The following is a 26,230-nucleotide window of genomic DNA, read 5'->3' as shown; positions in this document are numbered from 1 at the left end:
TCAAAGAGATGCTTTGATTTGAATTCTGCTTGTTTAAAAAAATCGAGAATTTTCCTTTCGAATCTTTTGTCCCGAAGATAGAGCGTTCGTTTATTTTCCGGGAGAATTTCGATAAGGACGAGCTCCGTTTTAAATTATGGTAAATTCAAAAATTCTAAAATACCAATAAGAGGATGTGCAGTTGATTTTCTCCACCACTTTGTTTCTAATCTTAAAGTTTGTTCACGTCGCCTTTGGAATTTTTTGGGTCGGAATCGCTTCTATGATGGCTATCTTTATCCTTCCTGCGACGAACGCATTGGGGCCCGACGGCGGAAAGGTGATGCAGCAGATCGCCAAGACGAATTCTTATCCGATCGTGTTGAACACCGTTGCGTTAGGCGCTCTTTTAACCGGAATTCTTTTGTATTGGAATCTATCAAACGGTTTTCAACCGGATTGGGTTTTTTCGAGATATGGAATTTTGCTCGCGATCGGAGGAGTTCTCGGCGTAAAGGCTTATCTTCTCGGTCTTTCGATCAACCTCCCGACCATTAAGAGGATCACGGAGATCGGGCAGATTTTTCAAAAATCGGGTCCGACTCCCGATTTGATTCTTGAAATGACCAAGTTGAAAAACAAATTTTTGTTTTCAACCCGTGTGATCGCGGCTTCTATCGGCACGAGTATTATGCTTATGGAATTCGCAAGATATTTGTAACCGAAAATCACCGATCGTGCGAAACGCCGCAGTCTCGGATCTTTCTTACGTTTTGAATTTTTGGAAGATCCGAAAAAGCGGAAAAGGGACTCGCTTCCATCTTGGTCGGACTATGATCTGAAGGACTGATCCCAACCGAACCGAAGGAGGTCGGCGGATAAAAACAAATCGGGAAGTCGACCGCCTTTTGAAGGGCAGGTTTATCTTTCCGGATCGAATAAACGGATTCAAAAATTTGAATATAGATCTGATCGGATTTTTGAGACCAGCGCAATCGATGTAACGGAGTTTCTTTCCATTCCGGGAGCGGAAGTCGGGACACGATTTGTAAGGATGCGTCCGTTTCAGAAATTCTTCTTAGCCAAATCAGCTCGGGTTGAAGAAACTCTAAGTCCTCATCAGGAACCGCAAGAATCAGTATGATAGAATTTCCGTCCGGAGAAGGGACGAGCTGCAAGACGACTTGCCCCGGTTTGAGATATGTGGAAAGCGAAATTTCCTTTTTTCCATCGAGGTTGAGAGCGGACGGAATTCTTGAAAAACTTCCGTATTGATCGTCTATTCCTCCAATCCAATACAAGGACCTTGTTCCGGAATGGAAGTAAACCGTTCCGGGTAAAATCCAGGATGAGAATGGAATCTCATCGATCGGATTCGAAGATTCTTCCGGACGAAAGAGACGAATGACCGAACGATAATTCCGTTTCAAAGTGGTTCCCGAGAGCGGGTTCCACGAATCTTTTTCCTCGTAGAGAACTTCGGTTTGAACGATCTCCTTTCCGGAGGAAGACCAACCTCGTTCAAGGGTTAGGGAAGAATCCTTCCAAATAAGAAACGAACAGGAAGAAAGGAATATTAAGGAAAAGATGTATAATAAAACTTGAATGTAATCTGATAAGGATTTGTATTTCATGGGAAATGTTTTTAGACAATCCGAACGGAACGAATCGGATCAAGGCAACCCCGCTCTCGAAGGAGCGGAGCTGCACTCATTGACTAAAGTTGAATTATCTCCAACCTTCGTTTTTCAGCTCACTGTGGTTGAGATACAATCCCGAGGTCCCAACGGAAGGGGCTCTGGTATGTCCTTGAAACTGAGTGTAAGTTACATTCGAGTTAAAAGGCCAAATCCCTTCGCTCTGTGTCAGAGAAGATTGGCACTTGCTCACTCCGCCCGCCTTGTTATAAGCGCAAGAAGAATGAAAAGCAACCGCGTAGTCGTCTTCACCCGGAAGAATCAGAGAAGCTCCGATCATTCCTTTGTAACCGGGAACCTGGTAAACGGTGACTCCGGCGGTGTTGTTGTGATTGTAAGCACCTCTCGCTGTGGAAACGATCAGAGATTTATCCATCGCGTTTCCACCAAACCCGAAAGTGATTCCGTTGAGAGCCGAAGCGAGTTCGGATCCTCCGGAAGCCGCTGCGAGCGCGGTTACTTTCGTAAAGTTGTAACCTTTGCTGGAAGCGCTTGCTCCAAGGTTTGCGAGCCAGTATTCAGTCACGTAACAACCCGCGCTATGGCAAACGATTTTGCAGGAATTGGATCCTTTGCAATAAGTGTTCACCACGGTTGTGAAGTTAGTCTGTGCTCTTGCAGATCCGTAATTTCTAGGATCCGAAGTTCCATCGTAACCAACAAAGACCTTTGCCCCTGATACAGAATTTACGCTACTTCCCCAGTAATTATTCACATCCACAGTTCCGGTTCCGTTGTGATTCTTATCAGACTTCCCGTGAACGAACACGGTATAAGTTTGAGCGGAAAGAGTTCCCGCTAAAAGAAAAACACAAAGGGCCAGTCCCATCATCAGCTTTGTTTTCAAATTACTCATCTTTTTCACTATTCTCCATTTCTTAGGGGAAAAGAAATTCCTCTCCCGCTCTAAAAGTTTGACTCTTCCAATATTAAGTCAAGTGAAGTATCGAAATTTATAAATAACGAGCAAAATAAAAAAGACATCTTTAAAAAACACTAATTATAAATAAATACAAATGTGATTGCTCTTCTTTCGGAAGAATTTAGGCTGATCAACGAAAAATATCTCCCGTTTAGCGTTATGTGGTCTTTTAGGAAGGGGTGAAGAAAAGGAATTCATGAAAATCGGAAACAAGTATGTGATCTATGGAGTGATTGTGTCAACAATCTTGATTCTAACGGCGTTCGTTTTCTGGCCGGAAGAAAGCGGAAGTTCTTGGTTTCAATCCGAGGCTGAAAAAAAAGAAAGAGCGGAAAGAATGGCGAGAAATTCTCCGCCCGACGGTTCCGGTTCTTCTTTTGACGGAGAAAGCGGAGGAGGGTCCTTGCAAGACATCGACGATTCTATTCCGATCGAAAGAATATTAGAAGATTATAAAGAATGGTCGCAATATCCTCCGAGTTCGAGGCCGCTTTCCAAATTCAACGAAGACTTAACTCGACCGTCTTTTATACAAACGACCGCGATTCCAATGGTGGACAACGTGGATTCGAAAGAGCCGAACGGTTATAGTTGTCAATTACAGCCGCTTACTTGGGCGGTGATCGGTTCTCAAGACCGGATGAGAATCGTTTTTGATTGCAAGGGACCCGATGGAAAAAGAATCCCGATCGATATCAAAGGTTCTCGAATGTGGAGAGAGTTTGACGGCGAGAAGTTCGGAACCTTGAGTCCGGACGTGGGAGACAACGGCGTCAATGGAGACGACGTCGCGAAAGATTTGCTCTATACGTTTCAATGGAAGCCGACCCAGAAAGACTGGGGAGATATGATTCTTGAAGTCGATTTTCGTTACGGGCCCGGTTATAAGAAAACGGGAAAATTGAATACTTCATTCTACTCTTCTCCCGGAAAACCCGCCGAGTTGAGCGGGGCGTTCTCCGATACGATGAGCGACGGTTCTCTCGTCGTCAGAGTCGGTATCAACGTTTACACCGCGGGAAATTATCACGTCGAAGCAAATCTGAAAAACGCGGAAACCGGCGAATACATCGCTTGGGCGACTTTTGATTCTAAACTTCCTTCGGGTTACGGCGAGGCGGAATTTTTATTTTACGGAAAGTTGATTCGGGATTCCGGCTTGGACGGGCCTTACGTTATCACGGATATCAGAGGTCATAGAGTCAATCTTGCGGTGGATCCGGAATGGTTTAATCAGGGAGACGCGGGTTTGAAAAAAATTCAAGCGGCGAAAACGACGGAGCCTGACCGAGAGCTGATTCTTCCTTATAAGGATTTTTTTAAGACGAAGTTCTACGACGTGAAACAGTTTACTTCGAAGATCTGGGACAGCAACGAGAAGCAAAGACGGATCAAAGAGCTCGAAAGTATGGAAAGGTAATATAATAAGAATTTAATGTTTTAAGGACGCTTTTTTGAAATGCAAAAAGCGGGATTTTACTAGTTATTTGAACGTTGCGAATTCATTTGAAAACGCGAAAGGTCGGTTTTGATACTGAGAAAATTACGTTTTTTGAATGGATCTTGGGAGGGTTCGAGTTCTTTGAGATGATATCGAATTCTTGCGAACTCCGCTCCCCATAAAGAGCGGAGTTTCTTTTTAGGAAAGAAGAATTATCTCCATCCTTCGTTCTTAAGTTCGCCGTGATTCAGATACAATCCGGAAGCGCCGACCGAAGGCGCTCTCGTATGACCTTGAAACTGAGTGTAAGTTACATTCGAGTTAAAAGGCCAGATTCCTTCGCTCTGAGTCAGAGAGGATTGACACTGGCTCAAACCGCCCGCTTGGTTGTAAGCGCAAGAAGAATGATACGCCACGGCGTAATCGTCTTCACCCGGAAGAATCAGAGACGCTCCCGCCATTCCTTTGTATCCCGGAACCTGATAGATCGTTACTCCGGCGGTATTGTTGTGGTTGTAAGCTCCTCTCGCAGTGGAAACGATGAGAGACTTGTCCATCGCGTTCCCCGCAAAACCAAAGGTTACACCATTCAACGCGGAAGCCAATTCGGACCCTCCGGATGCGGCTGCGAGCGCGGTTACTTTCGTAAAGTTATAACCTTTGCTGGAAGCGGTTCCGCCGAGGTTTGCGAGCCAGTATTCGGTCACATAACAACCCGCGCTGTGGCAAACGATTTTGCAAGAATTGGATCCTTTGCAATATGTGTTCACCACGGTCGTAAAGTTGGTTTGCGCTCTTGCGGTTCCGTAACTTCTTGGATCGGAAGTACCATCGTATCCGACGAATACTTTCGCGCCGGAAACTGAATTCACACTTGTTCCCCAGTAGTTGTTTACGTCGGTTGTTCCCGTGCCGTTGTGATTCTGATCGGACTTACCGTGAACAAACACCGTATAAGTCTGAGCAGAAAGAGATCCTGCCATAAACAGGGCGCACAGAACCAGCCCAACACTCTTCGTTTTTTTCATTTTCATTCTCTTCACTATTCTCCTGATATATAAATTAGGAAGGAGTCCGCTGCATTGTTCAAATCTTCTCCAAGTTTAGTCAAGTCCAAGTAGAATCTTTTTTAAATAACGGTTAGAATAAAAAATTTGCCCCTCCCTTTTGTTTTTTACGAAGAGATGTTCTTATTTTCGGAAGAACGACGTTCGTTACCCCGCATAGTAACGTTGAAATCGAGTTTTTAAGGAATTCATAGTAAACGATCGGCGTTCGATTGAAGAATCGTGTCTTTTGACGCACAATTTTGTTAAGCGAAATGGAGAATCGAGTCTCTTTTTAGATCTAAATAGGCCCGATGGAGAAGGTGTAAGAAGGATTTTTGTAAGAACCGCAAAACGGAGACAATTCCATTTTTCTAATAGAGTTTAGAATCCCGGAAATAAAACTTCTCCTTTTGTTAAGCGAAGTCGATGGTTTTCGGGAATCCGGAATATTCCCTTGTTTAAAGACATGGAGTCGTTTAAACTCAATCGACTTCTGGCGATTCTGAATCTTTTCCATAACGTTTCCGCGTAAGGTCCGGTACCCGTCATTCTACTTGAGTAATCGGAATCGTAGAGTTTACCCCCTCTCGATTGACGAATTAGGTTTTCTACTTTTTCTTTTTTGAGAGGATAATTTTTTTCCAACCATTCCAAAAAGAGAGGAGCCACTTCGTGAGGGAGCCTTAAAAAAACCATACCCGCGGATCTTGCTCCGGATTCTTTTGCGGATTGAAGGATCGACTCCAATTCGTTATCGTTTAAACCGGGAATCATCGGAGCCGCCATGACGCCCGTAGGAACTCCCTTTTCTGAAAGTTTACGGATGGCATCCAATCTTTTGTCCGGGTTCGCAGTCCTAGGTTCCATTCTTTTCCAAAGTTCGGAATCTAAGGTGGTTACGCTGATATAAACTTTTACTAAATTCTGAAACGCTAATTCTTCAAGAAGATCTAAATCTCTTGTTACGAGATACGACTTTGTGATCATCGCGACCGGTTGTCGAAATTCTAAAAATACTTTGAGGAGCTCGCGCGTGATCTCCAGTTTTCTTTCGAAGGGCTGATAGATATCGGTCACACCCGCAAGCTGAATTGTACGAACCTCGCCTTTTTGTTTGGAAAGATACCTTCGTAGAAGTTCGGGCGCATTCCTCTTTGCAAAAATCTTTGTTTCAAAATCGATACCGGGTGAAAGATCCGCGTATGCGTGGTTCGGCCGCGCATAACAATAGATACAGCCGTGTTCGCATCCTCGGTAGGGATTGATCGAAAGCGTAAATCGTAAGTCGGGACAATCGTTTTTAGAAACGATCGTCTTTGCGCGTTCTTCCAGGAGGATCGTTTTTGGAGAAGGGAGTTCGTCCTGAAATTCCGGATCTTTTTCGCGATGAGTAGAGTCGAATCGCCCGGAGATTTTAGACTCCGTTCCTCGGTTTATCTTTCGTTCCAACCTCGACATTTTCGAATCTAAGTCTTAACTATTTATAAAAATAGTAAACAAATTTTAAGTATTTTTATCTTTTGAAATGACGAAAAACTGATGAATTCCATGAGACCACATAAAGGAATTCCCCCCGATTTCGTTGAGAATGCAAAGAGAGAAAGGGCCAGTTTCACTTCCGCCCGGAACCGAATAGAAATCTCTACGGTATTCGGAGACAAAGGTCTCACAATTTTGGATGAGGATTTCGGCTTTTTCGGTAAAATGCAAACGGACTTTTCGCTTCGTTTATCGGATCTCCTTGTAGTAGCTTTGGAATCAGATTGTAGAAATTTTTTCTGATCGATGATTTTTTTATTGAGGATTTATTTTTAAAGATGTCTATACTATAGGGGGGTATGGTATATGAAACCGAAACACAAACTGCGCTCCGATCCTAAGGTAAAGGAAAGCCTCGCGTTGAGGCTTAAAAAGATCGAAGGTCAGATTCGGGGGATCCAAGGAATGATTGAAAGGGACGAATACTGCGACGACGTCCTCAATCAGCTTTCTTCCGTTAAATCTGCGTTAGACGGAGTTTCGAAAACTCTTCTTAAAAGTCATATTGAAACCTGTGTGGTAGAAAGGTTTAAGGAGAATGATCCTGCGATCCTGAACGAATTTATGACGACCGTCGATCGGATTCTTAAATAACTCTTGGAGAAACTAAATCATGAAAGAAATCACATTAACCGTAGAAGGAATGACCTGCAATCACTGTCAACACACGATCGAATCCGCGTTGAAAGAGATCGGTCTTTCGTCCAAAGCAAGTCTGGCGAATAGAGAAGTCGTTTATCAAGGAGAAGGAACCGAAGAGGAACTATCCAAGGTAAGAGCGGCCATTTTGGAAGAAGGTTATACTCCGGGTGCAATCAAATGACTGAGCGGACAACAACAGAACCTTCCGATTCCGCTTTGACGCTGGATCTGATCGGAATGACCTGCGCGAATTGCGCGCTTCGGATTGAAAAAGGATTAAAAAAAGTTCCGGGCGTAAAAGACGCAAGGGTTAACTTCGCTATGGAGACTGCGAAAGTGGAGTTCACTTCTCCGGTTTCACAGGAAGTTTTATTGGACAAAGTGGATTCTCTCGGATATAGAGCGCTTGTTCACGAAGATATCGTAATTCACGGAGAAGCTGAAAAGGCTCACGAGGAAGAGTTTAAAAAATTAAAATTCAGACTTTTGATTTCGATACTTTTCTCCACGCCCTTGCTTTTGTCGATGATCGGTCACTTCGGACAAAACAAATTTTCGGAATATTTACATTTCCTAATGAATCCATGGCTGCAGTTTGCGCTTGCGACACCCGTCCAATTTTGGATCGGCTCTTCTTTTTACTTGGGGGCTTTTCGTTCGCTTAAAAACGGCGGAGCGAATATGGACGTTCTTGTCGCACTTGGAACTTCCGCCGCCTATTTTTACAGCGTTAAACAATCGTTTATCTCTTTAGAGGAGCATCACCACGGGGAAATTTTTCTCTACTATGAAACCTCGGCGGTTCTAATCACTCTGATTCTTTTCGGAAAATTCTTAGAACATATCGCGAAGGGCAAGTCTTCAAAAGCGATTCAGTCGTTAGCTGGACTTCAGCCGAAAACTGCGAACATCATCCGTGAAGGCGAGATCCTTGAAATTCCGCTGGTCGCGGTGAGGGCCGGGGATTTACTTTTAGTGAAAGTCGGAGAAACCGTCCCCGTTGACGGAATCGTAGAGGAGGGAAGCTCTTCAATCGACGAATCGATGTTAACCGGTGAAAGTATTCCGGTCGAAAAAAAAGTAGGGGATACGTTGTTTGGCGGTTCGCTTAACAAAAACGGAATTCTAAAATTAAGGGCTTCCAAAGTAGGAAAGGATACTCTTTTATCCGGTATCGTAAGGGTGGTTCAAGAAGCTCAGGGTTCGAGAGCGCCCATTCAAAGGATTGCCGATCGTATTTCGGGAGTGTTCGTTCCGATCGTGATCTTGATTGCGGCCTTCACTTTTGCACTTTGGTTTTTTTGGATCGAGCCCGGTATTTTTTCGGGCGCCTTGGAAAAAGCGATCGCCGTTCTTGTTATCGCCTGTCCTTGCGCTCTGGGATTGGCGACTCCGGTTTCGATTCTTGCGGGTTCCGGTCGGGCCGCGACACAAGGGATTTTATTCCGCACGGCGGAAGCATTAGAAATCGCTCATAAAGTAAATACAGTGGTTTTCGATAAGACAGGGACCTTAACTCACGGAAAACCCGTTCTCAAAAAGATAGACGTAATTCCCTCGAGCGATGAATCTCAACTTCTTCTGCTCGCCGGTTCTGCGGAACAAAATTCGGAACATCCTCTTTCGAAAGCGATCGTAGATTCGGCAAAACTAAAAAATTTGATTCTTCCGATCGCCGAAAAATTCGAAACGATACCGGGGGGAGGAGTTTTTGCGATCGTTAACTCGAAAGAAATTCTTTTAGGAACGGATCGTCTCTTTAAGGAAAAAGGGATTCAATTTGATCGATCACTTTCCGATTTGAAGATTCAAAGAGAGGCGGAAGGTGCGACCGTCGTACATCTGAGCGTCGATGGAATTCACAGTGCAATTTTTTCCCTCGCGGATACCGTCAAAGATTCCACTCCGGCTTCGATCGCTCGGTTAAAAGAGTTGGGTATGGAAGTTTATATGATCACTGGAGATAATCAAAGAACGGCTAACGCAGTGGCCGAGATATGCGGAATCGATCATGTTCTCGCCGAAATTCTTCCGGAAGGGAAAGCGAAGGAAGTCAAAAAACTCATGGATTCGGGCAAGGTCGTGGCGATGGCGGGCGACGGGATCAACGACGCTCCCGCTTTGGCGGTAGCAAATTTGGGTATCGCAATGGGGACGGGAACCGACGTTGCGATGGAATCGTCGGACGTCGTGATCATGAACGGAGATCTCGCTTCGATTACGAACGCGTTCTTGATGAGCAGAAGAACGGTTTATAATATCCGTCAGAATCTTTTTTGGGCTTTGATCTATAACGCGCTGGGAATTCCCTTCGCCGCCGCGGGCTTTTTGGCTCCATGGATCGCGGGCGGAGCGATGGCCTTCAGTTCCGTTTCGGTGGTTCTTAACGCGCTTCGATTGCAAAGAAAGTAATTTAGAAAAATAGAATACTCTCAGGGTTTGCGGCGAGCGGATCCTGAGAATCGTTTAAGCGGGATTCTTACGTTCAATCGAATTGTGTTCCGTTTCTATTTTAGAACGCCGTCCATCCATTCCTTATAAGAATAGAGGCTGCTGATCGTGGCGATATAGGAGTTTGCAGCCGGATCCAGATCGATTCCGTAGGTTAGAAATCGTCCGACCACCGGTGCATAAAACGCGTCCGCGATTCCGAATTGTTTTCCGAACAGAAACGGTCCTTTGTAAGAGTTTAGACATTCTTTCCAGATGGATTCGATTCTTCTAATATCCTTCCACGCTTCCTCAGGAAAAGTCCTTCCGTGCAGTTTCTCGGCGAGGTTCATAGAAAGATTTTTTCTGAGATCTCCAAAACCGGAATGCATTTCCGCGACGATGGATCTTGCAAAAGCCCTTGCGGCCTTTTCCTTCGGCCATAAATTTTTTTCGGGAAAAGTTTCCGCTATGTATTCAACGATGCTTAACGTGTCCCAAACTTTGATATCTCCGTCCAAAAGAACGGGAACCTTTCCTGCGTTCGAATAGAGTTTTATTTTTTCAAAAAACTCGGGTGTGTTAAGAATGAGAGATATTTCAGTAAAAGGGATTTTACTTTCCTTCAATAAAATCCAGGGACGCAAAGACCAAGATGAGAATTTTTTATCGCCGATAACGAGCTTTAGATCTGTCATAGGACCAAACTCTTTCAATCGAAGAATCTTGAAAATTGAAATTCTTTGTTCTAAGATCGAATGAAAGATAGGTCCGTATTTTTGTATAATGTCTGATTCAAGCCGTTAGGAGATTCTACGTCTTTTTGTATGCAATATCCTTTACTTTCTCAGCATAAAATCGAGACGTCCGCGCGCTTGGCGGGATTTTCGTTTCGATGTTTCTCGATCCCGCCGTGATTTTCGATCTTTCTTCCTATAAAATCGAAAAGATTTTTCTTCTCTCGTTTCAACCCATTCTCACCTAATCGTTCAGTATTTTAGAGGGAGAGATAAAGACGCCAAAACCGTTTCAACCGGGATTTCGGAAACCGAATGATCTAGAATATTCGAAATTTGGAATGTTCCCGAGTGTTTTCGCGCCACAAAATCTACGATCGTCAATCCGAGTCCCGAAAAAAAAGTTTCCAACGGAAGGCTTTCGTAGACAAATCCGGTAAGCCTATAGAACGGTTGTTTTACGAGAATCTCCTTGTCTTTCGGAACGCCTGGAATCGATTTCGAATCGAATTCGTTTTTGATGGAGAGATTCAGCATTCCGTTTTGAATTTTATCATAGATAAGAATTTTGGAATCCTTTCGCGAATATTTGGCGGCGTTGACGATCAATTCTTCCAATATCAATTGTATCGAAGATCGATCCACTTCGATCTCAACTGCATTCGAATTTAAGGATTTATGAAACGATAAACTCAAAGATTTTTCGTTTAGAATATTCTCCATCTTCTGATTTGCGTTATCTACGGTCTGCTCGATCAAATCGAAAAGATCCGAAACGGTCATCGTCTCTTTTTCTTTCGCGATATCGCGGTTGAGTATGTCCATACTCTTCTCCAAACATTTAAGAGTATCGTGAACCGTTTGGTTATTAACGAATAATAGATCGGCGATCTCTTTCGGTAAAACGCAATTTTGTCCTTCGAACGTTGCGGAAGTCTCCAGAATTTCGATCAGACTCACAATGGCGCCGAAACCGCCTCCGCTTAAAAAAGTCTGCTTGATGTTGTTCAGAGTTACTTTACTGATATCCACCGTTTTTTCGAGATCGGACATCCAGGATTGTTTGTATAAAATCCAGTCCAACTGCGCTCTGAGTCTCGCTTCGGTTTCTTCTTGAAGTACTTTTTCAGTGGCCTTCTTTTGAGTATACTCGACGATACGTTTCATACAATGTCCGAAAACTTGAATGTCCACGGGTTTGATCAGATAATCCAAAACTCCGAGCTTCATTACTTCGATGATAGTATCGGGTTGATTGTTGCCGGTTTGCACGAGTATGATCGGATCGTCCAAGAAACTCTTAATCTCACGGATGAAATCTTGTCCCTTGATGAGCGGAGTTTCGAGATCCACGATGAAGGCGGAGTATTCTTTTTCTCGAGCGGCTTCTAGGGCTTGTTTTCCGTTGGCGTAACCTTCCGCCGCGATGCCGAGAGTTTTGCAGATCTGGAGTAATAGAGCCCTGATTTCCTCGGCGTCTTCTAAGATAAGAATCGGATCCCTCAAGGCAATGGAAGGTTCAAGAGCGATTTGTCTAAATTGATTTTGGCGAATATCGATTGTCTTTATCATCTGTCTATTACCTAACTAATTAAAGTTCCTGATTTTTATCAATACTTGAGTTCGGTTTCTTCCAACGGATAGAATTGACGGAAGATAAATATAGTTTCATACTTAGATAGATTTTAAACTGAAATTCTCACTCTTGATAAATGCTAATACGAAATGGCTACTCAAGAGATGTGGAGGGAATGTATGTCAATCGTGGAAAATCAAATAAAGAATGAAGATTTGTCGTCAATCTTAACTTCTTATTTCTATCAATATCCGCACGCGATGTTTATTACGGACAAAGAAGGCAGGATAGAGTTTATCAACCCTGTTTTTGAGAGACTTTCCGGTTATAAACGAAACGAATTGATCGGTAAGAATCCAAGATTCTTTCAATCGGGAAATCACGATTCGGAATTTTATGAAAATTTCTGGAGAACGATCCTGTCCGGCAAGGAATACGAAGGCAACTTTCTAAATAAGAACGGATCGGGAGAAACGATTTCCTGGAAGGAAAGGATCACTCCTCTTCGGGATGAGAAGGGAAATATATCCAATTTTCTTTGTAAAGTGGATCTTCCGCAAGATAAACTAACGTCTCTCGCGGGGAATCCGTCATCCGAAACCGGGACAAATGCGGTCAAAGCCAAGGAATCCCTCTTTCCAAAACTTCAAAAAGAATACGGACTCACTTATCAAGAAGCTAAGATCTGCGAACTTTTGGTCGCTGGACAAACGAGAGAAAGTCTGGTTCAACAGCTGGGAGTACATTCCGGAACTTTAAAGAATCATCTCAAGGCGATCTATCGCAAGACGATAGAGAAGGATTTGGCGGAACCGGGTCAAGGAAGAGACAAACTGCAAAGGTTAACCGTATTTTTGATACGTCTTTGCTGATTAAAAATAAATTTCCTAATTTTCGATTCACGTCGCAATATAACGTTCCTCTATTTTTTTAGCGGAACGTTTCCTTTCTTTTTTTAACCCGTCTCATTACTTTAGGGCTTCGACAAAACTCAAATCATACTTTATGTTTTAGATTCAACTTTTTGAATTTGTTTTTTCATCCCTACCTAACTATTAAGTCAATACAAGTAATACTTCAGTGAAGGAAAAATTGAATCTTAAGTCGGCCGCCTTCTCGTTCTTAGAGAATAGTTCAATGCTCGTTTGTTTCGCTTCCGGAAAAGGGGAAATCCTTTTTCTGAATCGAGCCGGATTGGATATTCTAGGTCTTTCCGAGGAAGAGGCGTTGAAAAAAACGATCTTAGATCTGCATCCGAAACAATATCGTGAAAAAATCCTCTCGGAAGCGCTTCCTTCGGCGTTTGAACGGGGAGAATGGAACGGAGAACTTCTGCTTTCTTCGCCTAACGGGAGTATACTGGTTCAGGAAAAGATCCGAATCGAAAAAAACGAAAACGGCGCGATCGAATCCATAGTTTTAACCGCCGAGGACGTTCTCAAATCGCAAACCAATTCCAAAAGTTACAAATCCGGCGAGATCCTTTATTCCACACTTTTGTCCGCGGTGGAGGAAGGGATTTTATTCGTGGATAGTACCGGCACGATTCTTAGAACCAATCAGAGTTTTGAAAAGATGCTCGGACTAAAAACGGAATCCATCGTAGGACATTCGTATCACGGTTCGACGTGGAGGACGATTTATCCGGACGGAAACGTTACGCACATGGAAGAATCCCCCATATACTACACTTTGAGTACTGGACTCCCCGTTCGCAGAGAAGTGTTGGGGTTTGTGAAAGCCGATCTTCAAGTTCTTTGGACTCACGTGACCACAGTTCCGTTATTCGATCCGGAAGTGGATCGTATGATGGGGGTCGTCGTTACGATCTCCGATATCACTAAGGAAAAGGAAAACGAGGACAAACTAAAACAACTGTCCATGGTCGCTTCTCAAACGGGGGACGCCGTTTTGATTACGAATCTGGATGCGAAGATTCTTTTTGTAAACCCGGCCTTTGAAACGATCACCGGATATCTTTCCGAAGAGGCGATCGGACAATTTCCTTCCATGCTTAAATCCGGAATTCATACTCCCGAATTCTATGAAGAGATGTGGAGGGTCATCTCCAACGGCGATACGTTTCGGACGACGATTACAAATCGGAAAAAAGACGGAACTCTGTTTTACTGCGAACAAACGATCAATCCGTTACGCGACGCCAAAGGAAGAATTCTATATTACGTTTCTCTTCTGAGGGACGTTTCCGAAAAGATGGAATCTTTTGAAAAAGTAAGGATGAGCGAGGAGAATTATCGAATCCTTTTCGAAAATTCAATCGAAGGAATTTTTTCAAGCTCGTATGACGGAAAATTAATCCAAGTAAATCCGGCGATGACCAATATCACCGGTTATTCCAAAGATGAATTGCTGAGTCTGGATTTGGAAAAGGATCTATACTTTCACTCGGACCAGAGATCGTTCTTTATGGATATGATTCTTCAAGATTCTAAAATCGAAGGAGAAGTCGTACAATTTAAGAAAAAAGACGGATCGAAAATATACGTGGAAATCTACGCCGTGGGAAATTTCGATTCGGAGGGACGTCTTAAGAAGATCGACGGAAGAATGATCGATATCAGCGCCGAGATCATAGCGGAAGAAGAACGGAGTTTTTACGAAAATAAACTCAGGCAATCTCAGAAACTCGAGGCGCTCGGCACTTTGATAGCGAGCGTCGCGCATGAGATCAACAATCCCCTTATGTGTATATTAGGATATTCTCAAATTCTAAGTTTGGAAATGAGCGATCCGTCCCATATCAAGTTTGCCGGAATCATCTCGGAGGAAGCTAAACGACTTTCCAGCGTGGTGGTCAACCTTTTGGATTTTTCCAGGAAAGAATCCGATCATTTCAGGAAATCGGACATGGTCCGCGTGGTCGAATCGGCCGTTTTACTTTTGGAAAACGTATTCGATAAAAATTATATTCTTTTGGAAACGGAGTTCGAACGGGATCTTCCTCTCGTCGAGATGAGAGAGCAGTTGATACGGCAGGTTCTGATCAATCTTCTTATCAACTCAAAAGACGCGCTGAACGTCAAATATCCGGAAAGAAATCTCAATAAGAAAATCATAATACTCCTCGAGTCCTGCGTTTTGGAATCGGTTCCGTATATCAAATTAACCATCGAAGATTCCGGACAGGGAATTCCGCCCGATATTTTAAAGCAGATCTACGATCCCTTTTTTACTACAAAAAGAGAACAGGGCGGAACGGGGCTCGGAATTCCGATCAGCCAGGGAATCGTCAAGGAACACAACGGATTCTTGAATATACAATCGGCTTACAAACGTTATACGATTTGCACGGTTCTTTTGCCCGTAACGCAAAAACGGGATTCCGAACCGGGAACGGTTTGATTCTTATTTTTTTCCCCAGAGATTTTCCAAATAGGCTTCTCTTCCGGATCCTTTTCTATAGGATTTATAGTGATCGGGATTCGTCTTATAGTAGTTCTGATGATAATCCTCCGCGGGATAAAAGGAAGTGAAAGGAAGAATTTCGACGACGATCGGAGCCGAAAACTTACCGGACTTCTCCAATTCCTTTTTCGATTCTTCGGCGGCTTTTTTCTGCGCGTCGTTGTGAAAAAAAATTCCGGTTCGATATTGATTGCCTCTGTCCGCGAATTGTCCTCCGTTATCGGTCGGGTTGATCTGTTTCCAAAAAACCCGTAAGAGTTCGGAGTAACGAATTTTGGAAGGGTCGTATTCTATCTGAACCGATTCTCTGTGGCCGGTTCTTCCATAACCTACGTCCTCGTATGTCGGATTGACTTCTTTCCCTCCCGCATAACCGGAAATAACGGAGATCACGCCCGGTAAAGATTCGAACGGACCTTCCATACACCAGAAGCAACCGCCCGCAAACGTTGCCTTTTCCGTTTTCGGTCCTGCGTTTAGAGGCGAAAGAAAAATCGAGAGAAGGAAAACGATAAGAATTTTGTAGTAGAACATTCCACCCTCCTAAGAACGGAGTTCGTTACTTTGACGGCTCGGTTACAGAGAGAGAACAAAATGAAACCGGTTTTTTTGTTTTTCATTTCGAAGGAAAAAAATTCCTATGTTTTCTTTTCCGGATTCTAATTCTAAGAGTTACAATATGAAAATCGCAATCTTAGGAAGCGGAATCGCGGGACTCAGCGCTTGCTGGTATTTGAGTAAGGAACACGAAGTGGTTCTTATGGAACGTCATTCGCTTCCCGGAATGGACGCGCACGGAACCGATGTGGCTCTCAAGGATAGAATCTTTCGGTTCGACGTTCCTTTCAGAGCGTTCAAACAAAATTATTATCCGTGTCTCATCGAGATGTATCAAGAGGCGGGAATCGAATTCAGACCCGTGGATTATTCCTTTTCGTTAAGCGAAAGGGACGGGAGCACTTACTTTCAATTTGCGACCTTCGGACTCGGAGGAAATTTTTATCCCTTCGTTTCTCCGGTTTGTTTTAAAAACGGGGAATCCAGAAGAATCTTTTCGGATGCGATTCGATTTTACAAAGAATCGGCGACCCAGTGGTCGACTCTGAAAGGTGAACAACTTACGATTTCGGGATTCTTGGAAAAGTTCGGTTATTCGAAAGAATTCGAAAACAAGTATTTGGTTCCCATGTTTGCTACGATCAACACTTGCACGCTCAAGAGCGCGAAAAATTATCCCGCGGAGGCGGTGATCAGTTATCACGCTCAAGGTTTGAAATTTCTCAGATTTTTAACCGCGAGCCACGGAACCAGAGACATCACAACTCGTCTTTCGGTTGGAGCGAAGGAAGTACGTTTGAAGTCGAATCCGAGAAAGATAGAACTCAACGGAAAAAAAGTTTTCGTAAACTTCGACCAGGGAAAAGAAGAATTCGACCGAGTGATCGTCGCGACTCCGGCCAACCAAGCGATCGGACTTCTTCCTGAAGAGATGAGCCGCGAAAAGGAACTTCTCGCGTCCTTTCGTTACGAAGAATCGGAAATCCTCATGCATACGGATTCTTCTTTTATGCCCAATAAAAAAAGACACTGGGCCCCGCTTTGTTTTACTCTTTCTCCCGAAACTGACAAACCTTCCGCTACGATTCGTCTGAACAAGGTGCTTCCGGAGATCGGAAGAGAGGAAATCTTTCAGACTTGGAATCCTTTGGAGGAACCGAAGGCCGGATCCTTAATTTCCCGTTCGCGTTTTGAAAGACCTGTGATCGATCTCAAGAATCAAAAGACCATCGAAGAACTCAGGGGCCTGCAGGAACAATCCGGAAGAAAGGTCTGGTTTTGCGGATCCTATGCAAGATACGGGATCCCTCTTTTAGAAGCGGGAGTCTCCACTTCTTTGGACGTGAGACGTTGGGTCAACGACTCGATGCGTTCTTAATCCTGTTTTTTAACTCCGGCGCGTGAAGCGGAGATCGGAACGGTAGTCAAGAAGATCTAAAAGGAGAACTTCTTTTGTCGGAGTTCCGACATGGGCCAGTGAGGGAATTTTACTTGCGAAAAGTTGAATTTTAGTAAGGTCCCGGAAAAATATACGAAGGGCCGCGTGACTTCCAAGCCGAGTTGTCGCTCGAATAACAGGTTTTTATTTAAGAATTTGTGGGCGCGGAAATAGGTTTTTCCGCGGAATAGAGGACGAACTGGAAATACCGTTTCATTCTTTCTCCCCCTAAGAATTTTCCAAAACTTGCATACTTCGCCGCGATCCTTTTCGGAATTTCTTTCTGCCCCGGTTTTGTTTTTTCTTTTAAGAATTTTGCAAATCCCCCGAAAACGTTCCCTTCTAAAAATTCAAAGTTTTCGGTTTCAAAGCCCGTTCTTTCGAGAATTTGAAAAAGAGAATTCGGAGTCACTCGGTTCTTAAGGGGAATCCCGCTGAGCTTGCAGACAAAATTTCGAAACCAGGAATCCAAAATTCCAAAACTTCCGTCCTTCAAAATCAGTTCCACCGAAACCAAACGTCCTTTCGGTTTGAGAACCCGGAACGCCTCCTCGCAAAATCGGACTCGATCCGGAAAAAAGTAAGCGCTGTCGAGACACAAAATTCTATCAAAGCTGTCTTTCGGAAACGAAGACATCGTATCTTCCAAAGGAGCACAGATCAGCTTCGGAGGGATTTCCTTCTTTTCGTTTAACAGATTTTTTGCAAATTCAACCTGAACGGCGGAAGGATTGATCCCGGTGAGATGAGAAAACGGAAGGAAGAATTCTTCCTTCCAGATAAAAAACTGATCCCCACAACCGAACCCGAGATCCAGAACTTCCTGCTCCGGTTTTAAGTCGGCCTTCTTTCCCAAGAGCGAGGCTAACGTTCTGCAAGCGGTCGGATAGTCTCCCGTGTCTTTCCAAAATCCGAAATTCGCCCAAGAAGAATTTTTAGGATTGAGATAAAGATGAGTCAGAGTGTCCGGAGCTTCTTCAGGCCCGGTGCGTTTTACCGAAGCCATCTTAGAAAATTTTTCCCGTAACCGAGACTTTTGTAAAAACGCTCAAATTGGCAAACGGCGTCAAAATACGAAAGAAGAGTTTTTCGGCTCGGATCCGAAGGTGGATGAATTTAGATTTCATTTGATAAAATGCTATACATATATTTAGTTCGCCCGATAAGTATGTTAGGACCTTTTGTTTCGGAAGAGTCCGTTTGAACTTCGGTTTAACTTTCGATTCTTCTTTTTTGATTTTTGATCGAGAAGAATTCAAAGTTAACAACTCAAGAGTGAACCATGCTTTTATTAACGCTTTTAGATCCGACGCAAGCAAAAACCGATTTGTTGTTTCGCTGGAAAAAGAAACTCAATCGCAAGAAAGTTTATCCCGTCCTCGTCTTTCCGGAAGGTTCTCTAAGTCTGGAAAGACTTCATCGACTCGCAAAAATCGCATCCAAACAAAAGAATTTTTCTTCCGTTCCCGTTTTCTTTTACTCGGAGTCCGTTTTAAAGTCCGCGTCCTTTCTTCTTTCGGACAGTATTCCCAAGGGAGAAAAAATTCTTCCGGTCTTTGTGGACTTCGGTTCTCTTTCAAAGGACGAAGGAGGCAGAGACTTCGAGGAGCAGATCCGACTTCTTCAGGATAAAATCGGAAGTCGCTTCTCCGCAGTTTGTTTTTTAGAGACCGGGAAAACGCAATTGGGACTGGAAAGATCGGGGAATAGGAATTGGCTCTTTCACAAGTCTTCTCTCGTTTTAGAGATTTCCGGATCTAATTTTAAAATTCTTAGGAAGGATCTGCCGGAAGAAGAAGGTGAGACCTATCTGGAACCCTGGATTCCTTCCGGTTTACTTGAAAATCGTTCTTAAGAAATTTATTTACTACTTGGAAGAGAATAAGAGCCGGACCGGGAGCGTTGAGAGGAACTTGCATTAAATATTACTCGATTTCAGTATTTTAATTGAAGTTTTTTTTATCCCATTCTTGATAGATAAAAATTTTGCCTTAGGCAATAAACGCAGGGATCTTCTGCATGATCGAGAAACGAATCAACAAATTCGGGGAGAACGGAACCTTCGCGACGAAGACCATCCCCAAAGGAACTCTGCTGTTCAGCTACAGCGAGTGGATCGAGGATGAAGAGTTCGGGTGGAAAGTTCTGACGGTGGAAGAAGCCGAGTCTCTTCCCGATTCCGAAAAGGAAGTCTTCATGAAATACGGATACGACGTGGATTTCGGATTAGTTACCGGACCTACCAGCGGCGAATACGTAATCAATCATTCCAACTTCATGAATCACTCCTGTGATCCGAATATGTGGTATGACGAGGACGATAACATCGTCGCCAAGAGGGAAATCCTCGCCGGAGAGGAGCTTACGATCGATTACGCGAATTTCGTGGTAAACTTCGACCAAACCTTCGAGTGCGGCTGCGGATCGGCAAACTGCAGAAAGTTCATCAGAAAAGACGATTGGAAACTGCTGATCAGCGAGTATCAGATGCACTTTCCGAAATTCATCCAAAAAGAAATCAAAAAGTTATACGTTAAAATTCCAGTGTAGAACGACCGAAACCGAAAATTTATTTTCTGACTTTTAAGATACGCTCCAGGATTCCTCTTCTGAGAAGTCCTGGAGAATCTTCCGAAACAGCAGTGTTTGTGCTCCTTGCGTTTTCTATCGAATAGAAGACGTCGGGTTCCACTTCTTTTACGATCGCCATCGCTTGGCGGATCCTTTTTCTTCTCAGCACGGTAAAGACGATCTTGACCGGTCCTCTGCTTCCTTGTCCATCCATGGTCGTGACACGATAACCCGCTTCCGAAAGTCTGGCAGCGATTGCTCCTCCGTTTCGAGGAGATATGATGCGAAGAAGGGAAAATCCGATGGCTAATTTTTCTTCCAAGATCATTCCGATATAAGTTCCGGTCGCAAAACCTCCGGCGTAAGCGAGATAACAGAACGCGTTGTTCAGATTTTTGATGACTTGCGTGATAACGATGACCCAGAGAAGGACTTCTAAAAAACCGAGAGAGGCCGCGATCGCTTTTTTCTCGCGAGTGAGAAGAATGACACGGATCGTTCCGATCGAAACGTCGGTGACTCTGGAAAGAAAAATAAAACAAGGAAGAAGGACGTAATCAAAGATCGGATTTCCGGGGGAAGGGAAGCTTAGTTCCATACGGAACAAGGATTGTCCGGTAAATCCGAGAAGTCGAGGAGAAATAAATTTACGGAGTGAATCGTTTCAACTTAAGAATGAAATCTTTTTTTCGTCGCGAATCGAAAGTTCATTACTACCCTAAGAAGAGTATGAATTTTCGTTTTGAAAAAATAAGGATTCTTTCGGTAAGAATTCGCGGAAAACAAAGAGAAATTTTGAAAAAATAAAAACCCGAAAATCGAACGACTCTCGGTTTGATAAACGGCTTAGAATTCGGAATGTGGTTGAACGGACCGGGGCGAAGGACACTCCTAGAATGATCTCCGCCGTCTATCAAGCGATGAAGATCTCGGACCTGGATAAAACAGCTAAGACGCGTTATGCGGACTTTTATTCCCTTTTGATTTCGGGAACTCAGCGGCACTGGGATTATTACTGCGACAATCATTTCGAATATATGAACGAAAGCACTTCCAAGCCGATCTCGATCAAAGAATTATTGTGGAAAAGAAAAGTCGGGTTTATCTGACGGGAAAGGCGATCTACGACGGAATCCGGCGACCAAAAAAACAACGAATGGGATTGAATCCCTTGCCCGTGTTTCGGAAAGAATATTAAAAAAACGGAATGTATCAAGGTTGTAGAATCGGTTTTTTGGATTTTTTAAAGCGACTTCGGAGGAAGGAGTTTCGAATACGGCTTAGACGTAACGTTTGCGTATCGAGCAGGTCTTAAATGCCGACTTAAACTGAACAAATCGGATTTTGAGCGAGGGATCGAGCGTTTCGAAGCCGATTGGAATTTAAAGAAGGAAGCGATTAATTCGGTGGGACAGGATTCTTATTGAAGCTTTTTAGATTGTCTGAGCGGATTCATCGAATGAAGAACGCAAATTTGAATTGAGGAAAACCGAATAAAAGGGAATCTTTTAGAATCAAAACTCGATATCGAGAGTCCAAAGAGAAGACTTCTCAATGGAAAAAAGGAAATTGAATTTTTAGAATGTCGCTTTTATTAAAACAAATTCTTCTTATCTTTGTTCTTGTTCTTTTCACAAATACGGGATGCAAAGGGGCGCCGATTCGAGCTTCCGCGGATGTTTGTTCGAAGCCGAAGGCTGATTCTTTTTGGCAATCGTCCGATCCGAAAGATTCCGGATTTGATTCGGAGAAACTTTGTCAAGTCCTCAGAAAGTCCGCTTCCGAGAAAGGTGGCTTACATTCTCTTTTGATTGAACGTCACGGAAAGATCGTCTCCGAAATCTACAACGACGGGGACGATAAACCTTTGAACCTTCGATACGGACTTCGTCTTCCTTTCGACGGAACGTCCACTTTTGATTCGCAAACGTTACATGACATGAGATCCGTCACTAAAAGTATCGTTTCTCTTCTTTTCGGAATTGCGATAGAAAAAGGTTTGATCGAAGGGGTCGATTCTTCCGTTCTTTCTTCTTTTCCTGAAATCGAAATTTCCGAAAACGATACAAGGCGCAAAATCACTTGGAAACACCTTCTTACCATGAGCAGCGGTTTGGATTGGGAAGAATGGAGATCCGGATTTTTCTTTAGCGACGAAACACGTTTGTATTGGAAGAAGAATCTTGTCGAATTCGTTTTCGATCGAGAAGTAAGAGACGTTCCCGGAAGCGTCTTTAATTACAACGGAGGAGGAACGTCCGTTCTTGCCGAGGTTCTCACAAAGAAGACGGGTAAGTCTTTAAAAGAATTGGCAGGTGAGTGGATCTTATATCCTATCGGAATCGAAAAATTCGAGTGGGTGGAAGATTGGCACGGCCGCGGTCTCGCTTTCGCAGGTTTGCGTTTGAAACCGAGGGATATGCTGAGGATCGGGAGACTGATTTTGAACGAAGGAGTCTGGAATAAAAAGCAGATCGTTCCCAAAAAGTGGATTCAGGATTCCCTCGGCTCGGAGATCGCGACTAACGTTTCTTTTTTTAGAAAAGACGGAAGTGTTATGAATTACGGTTATCAATGGTGGATCGGAGAAACGCGTCTAACGGAGAAAAATGTTTCTTGGAAGGCCGCGCTTGGAAACGGAGGGCAATTGATTTACGTGATCCCGGAGTTGGATATGGTCGTGGCGACTACCGCGGGTGAATACGGTTCTCCGAAAATCATCTTTGAAATCGGGAATCTCTTGGACGAGATCATCGTTTCTGCCAATCGATAAAGAAAGTTTTTTCGAAATAATCCGTTTTGTCGTAACTCCGACAAGTCCTCCGTATAAGCCGCGGGCCCCCACCCAAATCGGGTGGAGGAGGTGGGCTTTGCGGGAAAATTTCGGAAAAACCTTTCTATCACAAAAAAACGTTTTTTACAAGTATTCTTTCCGGAAAAAAGCCGTAGGAACTCCTACAAACTCAAAGAAAAAACTTGAAAGAAAGTCGGTCGACGTTCTCAAAATCACCTTCCAATCCAAACTCCAGCGAGTGCGAAGCCGATTCCACCGAATACACTGACCCCGATATATGCAAAAAATAGAATATAGTTTCCGGTCTTTAACATCTGAAGACTCTCGAAGGAAAACGTGGAGAAAGTGGTAAACCCTCCGCAGAAACCGGATGCTATGAAAAATCTCCACTCCGGGTTGATGGATGGAAATCTTTCGGAAATCGCGTAGACAATTCCGATTAAAAAAGAGCCGAGAAGATTCGCCGTTAAAGTTCCCAGCGGTAACTTGAATCCGAGCGTCGTTCCGAAACAATATTGCAGGAGATAACGCAAAACGCTTCCGATCGCTCCTCCGATCCCGATTAAAACGAGTGTACGTTCCAGGCTCACCCACTTACTCCTTAAGAAGATGCGTTAGTCGCGTTCTCTTCCTTTTTTCTTTCCGTAAAGTAGCGATAGATCTGATAGACTCCCACTGCTAAGGTTACGATCGAATCGTCCACCGGTCCTGGAAGAAGATTCGGTGCGATCCAATAGATTAGAATGACGATTACGGGCCAAAAGATTCTGAGAGTCTCGATAGGCTTTGAATCTTTGATCGAGAACCAAATTCCGACCAGCAAGGAGATAATTGCGGCAACGATGATTCCTCCGAAAAGAAGAATATGCTTCCCGGCAAGAAGCAGCCAGTCGCCGACGGAAGCCGCTTTTCCGTAATCGTCTTTTAAAAGAAAAATCGTAATTCCGATGGAGGCGAATAACGTTAAAAAAGGAGTCAACAAACCCCAAAGGCAGCCGTATTTGATTTTTTCAGGAAGGATCGCCATGTTTTATCTTCTCGCTTTCTTTCGGCCGATTCAATGATTTACATCGCCAAGATTTGCACGGGCCGCTGATTCTGTCTCTCTTTATAAATATGAGCGGGATATATGCGAATTTCTGGTATTGTATTCAAAAATTATAATGTTTAACGATGGATCCGATGCGATTGTTTTCAAACTTCAGCGTCGCTGCTCTTTGAAGAGTCCGATCGGTCCTTGCGATATACTCGGCTCGCAGCGCCCGCTCACGAATGTTCTCTGAACTCAGCGTCACTGCTCTCTATGGATCGCAGCGCCAGGGATCAGAGCGACGCGGAACGCGATCTCGAAGAGATCGAAGCGTTAGCGGAGTCGCGTCGGAGCCCGGTCCTTCTGATTGAAAATCAGAAGGAGGCGCCCAAAGAATATCAAAGTGTTTTTAGATACGCAAGAATAAAAGGTTCTATCTCTCCGTCCATCACCGCAGCGACGTTTCCCGTCTCGTGATCGGTTCTGTGATCTTTTACGAGATTGTAAGGATGAAACACATAACTTCGAATTTGCGAACCCCAGGATATGTCCTTTTTTTCTCCGGACTTCTTTTCCAATTCTTCCTTTGCCTTTTCCTGTTCCATCTCGTAGAGTCTTGCCTTCAACATCTTAAAAGCCGTGTCCCTGTTTTTGATCTGCGATCTTTCGTTCTGACAAGCGACTACGATTCCCGTGGGTAAGTGAGTGATTCGTACCGCGGAATCCGTCGTGTTTACGTGCTGTCCGCCGGCTCCGGAGGAACGATAAACGTCTACACGAATGTCCTTCTCCTCGATCTTGATATCGATGTCGTCGTCGATTTCGGGACTCACGTGAACCGAAACAAAGGAAGTATGTCTTCTTTTATTCGCGTCGAAAGGAGAAATCCTAACCAAACGATGAACTCCGTTTTCTCCCTTTAAAAATCCGAACGCCCAGTCCCCAACAACGTGTATCGTAGCGTTTTTGATTCCCGCGCCGTCTCCGGCTTGGATATCCACCAAAGAATACTGATATCCTTTCTTTTCAAAAAATCTCATATACATTCTCAGAAGCATCTCGGCCCAATCCTGACTTTCGGTTCCGCCTGCGCCCGGATGGATGTTGATGAACGCCGATTTGATATCCTCCGGATTTTTGAGCGCTCCGAGCAATTCGAGTTCTTCGAATTTTTCCTGGAGTCTTTGGTATTCCGAAGAAAGTTCGCCGACTCCGTTTTCGCCTTTTTCATCCAGAGTCAGATCGACTAAATCAGGAAAATCTAATATATCTTGCTGAATGGAAAACCATGGAGTGAGTTTTTTTTCCAACTCGTTTTTTTTCTGGCTTACAATCCTCGCTTCCTCCGGATTGTTCCAGAGGTCGGGATCTTCCGCTTTCTCACTGAGGGATTTTAGACGGTCTTTGTCCTGTTCCAGGTTTAAGAGCTTCCATCGAGTCTGAAAATTCTCCTGTAATTCTTTGGAAACTCTCCTGAGTTCTTTTGCTGATTTTACTTCCATATTATTTGCTTTTTATCGATTTGATGATTTACGAACGTTAGTCGCGTTTGGATTTATTGAAAAAGAAAATCTTCTTTGTTTTCTCTTTCTTGTTCCCAGGAAAAAACGGTGTCCCGGAGCTGAGGAGTGTTTCCTTCCACGGTCGCCACCAGGATGAATTCCTCTTTTTTTCGAAATTCTTCCGGATTCTTTTTTAAGATGAGTTTTCCGGATCGGATCAGATCCAAAACGTGAAGCAGAAACGGATCTTTTTCGGATCTGGAGAGTTCCTTCATCGCGGTATAAAAAGGCGTGATTCCCTTGTGAAACCAATCGACGATCTCGTTTTTCCCGAAAGGCCAGAGCTGCGAAAGTTGAATCGTCTCTTCGCGAAGCAGCGATTTTCCTTGGAAGGGTTTTTGGAGATGTCTGCATTGGAAGTAGAGTTCGTGATTGATCTCTCTCGGAAAAGTTTTACCGTATCCCGAACCGATCCATTCGATCCAGGCTTTTTTTTCCTTCGCAGGTAGGGAAGGAATGAGCGCGAAGAGATAATTCTGATTTTTGAATATTCGAGAAGTTGAAAGGTGATCCAATATTTCGTAAGGGATCATGTATTGACCTTTTTGCCATTCCAAAACCAGGGGAATTTTCTCCATGTCCAGATATTCTACGGGAGTTTCCGTTCTTACCACGTCTCCGAATTGAGTAAGAATGTAGATAAAGGATAGAAGCTCCTGCCGATTCATCTTTCGAATGAGAGTATCGGGATCGAGATTCCTATGGAGCGCGTGTCTGAGTAAGTTGTACTGTTCGACGGGGAATTGTCCCGGAGACAATATGATCCCAAGAAATTTTTCCATTTTCTTGAGGCTATGTCGATCCACGAGATCCAGGTTTCCAGAAATCAAAAATGGCAT

At 43.8% G+C, this 26,230-nt stretch carries 24 protein-coding genes and 1 pseudogene; 12 read left to right on the top strand and 13 right to left on the bottom strand.

Translation table 11 applies throughout. From position 1 onward, the window contains the following. Window positions 1–175 precede the first annotated feature (175 nt). Complete coding sequence (locus CH376_RS04665) at window positions 176–700, top strand: hypothetical protein (protein WP_125231920.1); 525 nt, start codon at window positions 176–178, stop codon at window positions 698–700. Between the two features lie 7 nt (window positions 701–707). Here the strand turns inward: CH376_RS04665 and CH376_RS04660 are convergent, their stop codons facing one another. Together CH376_RS04660 and CH376_RS04655 are read right to left on the bottom strand one after the other, a co-directional pair. Next, complete coding sequence (locus CH376_RS04660) at window positions 708–1,613, bottom strand: hypothetical protein (RefSeq protein ID WP_100785117.1); 906 nt, start codon at window positions 1,611–1,613, stop codon at window positions 708–710. A 94-nt stretch (window positions 1,614–1,707) separates the two neighbouring features. Beyond that, window positions 1,708–2,532, bottom strand: coding sequence for a hypothetical protein (locus CH376_RS04655; RefSeq protein ID WP_100785118.1), 825 nt, complete (start codon window positions 2,530–2,532; stop codon window positions 1,708–1,710). A 262-nt stretch (window positions 2,533–2,794) separates the two neighbouring features. Here CH376_RS04655 and CH376_RS04650 point away from each other — a divergent pair, with 262 nt between their 5' ends. Next, window positions 2,795–4,018 carry a hypothetical protein gene (locus CH376_RS04650; RefSeq protein WP_100785119.1) on the top strand — a complete coding sequence of 408 codons (1,224 nt, stop codon included), beginning with the start codon at window positions 2,795–2,797 and terminating at the stop codon, window positions 4,016–4,018. 233 nt (window positions 4,019–4,251) lie between these two features. On the opposite strand, the gene CH376_RS04645 is transcribed toward CH376_RS04650, so the two are convergent. Both CH376_RS04645 and CH376_RS04640 read right to left on the bottom strand, forming a co-directional pair. Continuing rightward, window positions 4,252–5,067 (bottom strand): hypothetical protein, encoded by an 816-nt coding sequence (locus CH376_RS04645; protein ID WP_100785250.1) that lies wholly within the window; start codon window positions 5,065–5,067, stop codon window positions 4,252–4,254. A gap of 402 nt (window positions 5,068–5,469) precedes the next feature. Continuing rightward, complete coding sequence (locus CH376_RS04640; RefSeq protein ID WP_243394698.1) at window positions 5,470–6,537, bottom strand: PA0069 family radical SAM protein; 1,068 nt, start codon at window positions 6,535–6,537, stop codon at window positions 5,470–5,472. A gap of 396 nt (window positions 6,538–6,933) precedes the next feature. On the opposite strand from CH376_RS04640, the gene CH376_RS04630 reads away from it, so the two are divergent. Genes CH376_RS04630 through CH376_RS04620 form a run of 3 tightly spaced genes read left to right on the top strand, consistent with a single transcriptional unit; the run spans window position 6,934 to window position 9,681 of the window. After that, window positions 6,934–7,221, top strand: coding sequence for a metal-sensitive transcriptional regulator (locus tag CH376_RS04630; RefSeq protein ID WP_100785122.1), 288 nt, complete (start codon window positions 6,934–6,936; stop codon window positions 7,219–7,221). Window positions 7,222–7,240: 19 nt separating this feature from the next. Further along, window positions 7,241–7,450 carry a heavy-metal-associated domain-containing protein gene (locus tag CH376_RS04625; RefSeq protein ID WP_100785123.1) on the top strand — a complete coding sequence of 70 codons (210 nt, stop codon included), beginning with the start codon at window positions 7,241–7,243 and terminating at the stop codon, window positions 7,448–7,450. Continuing rightward, window positions 7,447–9,681, top strand: a complete 2,235-nt coding sequence (locus tag CH376_RS04620; protein ID WP_100785124.1) for a heavy metal translocating P-type ATPase — start codon at window positions 7,447–7,449, stop codon at window positions 9,679–9,681. Before CH376_RS04625 ends, CH376_RS04620 begins: the two co-directional genes overlap by 4 nt. A 95-nt stretch (window positions 9,682–9,776) precedes the next feature. Here the strand turns inward: CH376_RS04620 and CH376_RS04615 are convergent, their stop codons facing one another. Further along, entirely contained in the window at window positions 9,777–10,397 is a 621-nt protein-coding gene (locus tag CH376_RS04615; RefSeq protein WP_100785125.1) for a glutathione S-transferase family protein, read from the bottom strand. A gap of 291 nt (window positions 10,398–10,688) precedes the next feature. After that, entirely contained in the window at window positions 10,689–12,008 is a 1,320-nt protein-coding gene (locus CH376_RS04610) for a response regulator (RefSeq protein WP_100785126.1), read from the bottom strand. Window positions 12,009–12,191: 183 nt separating this feature from the next. Here CH376_RS04610 and CH376_RS04605 point away from each other — a divergent pair, with 183 nt between their 5' ends. Both CH376_RS04605 and CH376_RS04600 read left to right on the top strand, forming a co-directional pair. After that, the gene (locus tag CH376_RS04605) at window positions 12,192–12,884 is read left to right on the top strand and encodes a PAS domain-containing protein (protein WP_165781727.1); all 693 of its coding nucleotides are present in this window, start codon (window positions 12,192–12,194) and stop codon (window positions 12,882–12,884) included. A 208-nt stretch (window positions 12,885–13,092) separates the two neighbouring features. After that, the gene (locus CH376_RS04600; protein WP_276328258.1) at window positions 13,093–15,375 is read left to right on the top strand and encodes a PAS domain-containing sensor histidine kinase; all 2,283 of its coding nucleotides are present in this window, start codon (window positions 13,093–13,095) and stop codon (window positions 15,373–15,375) included. Window positions 15,376–15,378: 3 nt separating this feature from the next. Here the strand turns inward: CH376_RS04600 and msrA are convergent, their stop codons facing one another. Next, window positions 15,379–15,972: a peptide-methionine (S)-S-oxide reductase MsrA gene (msrA, locus tag CH376_RS04595; RefSeq protein WP_100785129.1), complete on the bottom strand. Its 594-nt coding sequence runs from the start codon at window positions 15,970–15,972 to the stop codon at window positions 15,379–15,381. A gap of 145 nt (window positions 15,973–16,117) precedes the next feature. Here msrA and CH376_RS04590 point away from each other — a divergent pair, with 145 nt between their 5' ends. Beyond that, window positions 16,118–17,374: an NAD(P)-binding protein gene (locus tag CH376_RS04590; RefSeq protein WP_100785251.1), complete on the top strand. Its 1,257-nt coding sequence runs from the start codon at window positions 16,118–16,120 to the stop codon at window positions 17,372–17,374. A 208-nt stretch (window positions 17,375–17,582) separates the two neighbouring features. Here CH376_RS04590 and CH376_RS04585 read toward each other — a convergent pair whose 3' ends face one another. Beyond that, entirely contained in the window at window positions 17,583–18,440 is an 858-nt protein-coding gene (locus CH376_RS04585) for a class I SAM-dependent methyltransferase (protein ID WP_100785130.1), read from the bottom strand. A 276-nt stretch (window positions 18,441–18,716) separates the two neighbouring features. On the opposite strand from CH376_RS04585, the gene CH376_RS04575 reads away from it, so the two are divergent. Together CH376_RS04575 and CH376_RS04570 are read left to right on the top strand one after the other, a co-directional pair. Beyond that, window positions 18,717–19,289, top strand: coding sequence for a hypothetical protein (locus CH376_RS04575; RefSeq protein WP_100785132.1), 573 nt, complete (start codon window positions 18,717–18,719; stop codon window positions 19,287–19,289). Window positions 19,290–19,453: 164 nt separating this feature from the next. Further along, the gene (locus tag CH376_RS04570) at window positions 19,454–19,984 is read left to right on the top strand and encodes an SET domain-containing protein (protein ID WP_100785133.1); all 531 of its coding nucleotides are present in this window, start codon (window positions 19,454–19,456) and stop codon (window positions 19,982–19,984) included. Window positions 19,985–20,003: 19 nt separating this feature from the next. Here CH376_RS04570 and CH376_RS04565 read toward each other — a convergent pair whose 3' ends face one another. Next, window positions 20,004–20,603: a DUF2179 domain-containing protein gene (locus CH376_RS04565; protein ID WP_100785134.1), complete on the bottom strand. Its 600-nt coding sequence runs from the start codon at window positions 20,601–20,603 to the stop codon at window positions 20,004–20,006. Between the two features lie 251 nt (window positions 20,604–20,854). On the opposite strand from CH376_RS04565, the pseudogene CH376_RS04560 reads away from it, so the two are divergent. Then, window positions 20,855–21,081 (top strand): annotated as a pseudogene (locus CH376_RS04560) (glycosyl hydrolase family 5); the annotation flags it as partial. Between the two features lie 506 nt (window positions 21,082–21,587). After that, window positions 21,588–22,778 carry a serine hydrolase domain-containing protein gene (locus CH376_RS04555; protein WP_100785135.1) on the top strand — a complete coding sequence of 397 codons (1,191 nt, stop codon included), beginning with the start codon at window positions 21,588–21,590 and terminating at the stop codon, window positions 22,776–22,778. A gap of 233 nt (window positions 22,779–23,011) precedes the next feature. Here CH376_RS04555 and crcB read toward each other — a convergent pair whose 3' ends face one another. From crcB to CH376_RS04535, 4 genes are all read right to left on the bottom strand, one after another. Further along, on the bottom strand, window positions 23,012–23,389 hold the full coding sequence (gene crcB / locus CH376_RS04550; protein ID WP_100785136.1) for a fluoride efflux transporter CrcB: 378 nt from the start codon (window positions 23,387–23,389) through the stop codon (window positions 23,012–23,014). Window positions 23,390–23,400: 11 nt separating this feature from the next. Next, window positions 23,401–23,826, bottom strand: coding sequence for a hypothetical protein (locus CH376_RS04545; RefSeq protein WP_243394699.1), 426 nt, complete (start codon window positions 23,824–23,826; stop codon window positions 23,401–23,403). 401 nt (window positions 23,827–24,227) lie between these two features. Further along, window positions 24,228–25,331, bottom strand: coding sequence for a peptide chain release factor 2 (prfB, locus tag CH376_RS04540; RefSeq protein ID WP_100785137.1), 1,104 nt, complete (start codon window positions 25,329–25,331; stop codon window positions 24,228–24,230). A gap of 53 nt (window positions 25,332–25,384) precedes the next feature. Next, a complete protein-coding gene (locus CH376_RS04535) occupies window positions 25,385–26,230 on the bottom strand; it encodes a hypothetical protein (protein WP_100785138.1) in 846 nt (281 codons plus the stop codon).

The organism is Leptospira adleri (genome assembly GCF_002811985.1).
In the GTDB taxonomy this organism is placed as follows: Bacteria; Spirochaetota; Leptospiria; order Leptospirales; family Leptospiraceae; genus Leptospira; species Leptospira adleri.
The sequence above is the reverse complement of the archived record's forward strand: the minus strand, read 5'-3'. Positions and strand labels throughout refer to the sequence as shown.

Coding starts and splice junctions, on each gene's coding strand:
- CH376_RS04615 (WP_100785125.1), bottom strand. CDS start 10,397: ATGACAGATCTAAAGCTCGTTATCGGCGATAAAAAATTCTCATCTTGG.
- CH376_RS04650 (WP_100785119.1), top strand. CDS start 2,795: ATGAAAATCGGAAACAAGTATGTGATCTATGGAGTGATTGTGTCAACA.
- CH376_RS04545 (WP_243394699.1), bottom strand. CDS start 23,826: ATGGCGATCCTTCCTGAAAAAATCAAATACGGCTGCCTTTGGGGTTTG.
- CH376_RS04660 (WP_100785117.1), bottom strand. CDS start 1,613: ATGAAATACAAATCCTTATCAGATTACATTCAAGTTTTATTATACATC.
- CH376_RS04655 (WP_100785118.1), bottom strand. CDS start 2,532: ATGAGTAATTTGAAAACAAAGCTGATGATGGGACTGGCCCTTTGTGTT.
- CH376_RS04575 (WP_100785132.1), top strand. CDS start 18,717: ATGCTTTTATTAACGCTTTTAGATCCGACGCAAGCAAAAACCGATTTG.
- CH376_RS04555 (WP_100785135.1), top strand. CDS start 21,588: ATGTCGCTTTTATTAAAACAAATTCTTCTTATCTTTGTTCTTGTTCTT.
- CH376_RS04570 (WP_100785133.1), top strand. CDS start 19,454: ATGATCGAGAAACGAATCAACAAATTCGGGGAGAACGGAACCTTCGCG.
- CH376_RS04565 (WP_100785134.1), bottom strand. CDS start 20,603: ATGGAACTAAGCTTCCCTTCCCCCGGAAATCCGATCTTTGATTACGTC.
- CH376_RS04605 (WP_165781727.1), top strand. CDS start 12,192: ATGTCAATCGTGGAAAATCAAATAAAGAATGAAGATTTGTCGTCAATC.
- msrA (WP_100785129.1), bottom strand. CDS start 15,972: ATGTTCTACTACAAAATTCTTATCGTTTTCCTTCTCTCGATTTTTCTT.
- CH376_RS04590 (WP_100785251.1), top strand. CDS start 16,118: ATGAAAATCGCAATCTTAGGAAGCGGAATCGCGGGACTCAGCGCTTGC.
- CH376_RS04535 (WP_100785138.1), bottom strand. CDS start 26,230: ATGCCATTTTTGATTTCTGGAAACCTGGATCTCGTGGATCGACATAGC.
- CH376_RS04645 (WP_100785250.1), bottom strand. CDS start 5,067: ATGAAAAAAACGAAGAGTGTTGGGCTGGTTCTGTGCGCCCTGTTTATG.
- prfB (WP_100785137.1), bottom strand. CDS start 25,331: ATGGAAGTAAAATCAGCAAAAGAACTCAGGAGAGTTTCCAAAGAATTA.
- CH376_RS04625 (WP_100785123.1), top strand. CDS start 7,241: ATGAAAGAAATCACATTAACCGTAGAAGGAATGACCTGCAATCACTGT.
- CH376_RS04630 (WP_100785122.1), top strand. CDS start 6,934: ATGAAACCGAAACACAAACTGCGCTCCGATCCTAAGGTAAAGGAAAGC.
- CH376_RS04620 (WP_100785124.1), top strand. CDS start 7,447: ATGACTGAGCGGACAACAACAGAACCTTCCGATTCCGCTTTGACGCTG.
- CH376_RS04585 (WP_100785130.1), bottom strand. CDS start 18,440: ATGGCTTCGGTAAAACGCACCGGGCCTGAAGAAGCTCCGGACACTCTG.
- CH376_RS04610 (WP_100785126.1), bottom strand. CDS start 12,008: ATGATAAAGACAATCGATATTCGCCAAAATCAATTTAGACAAATCGCT.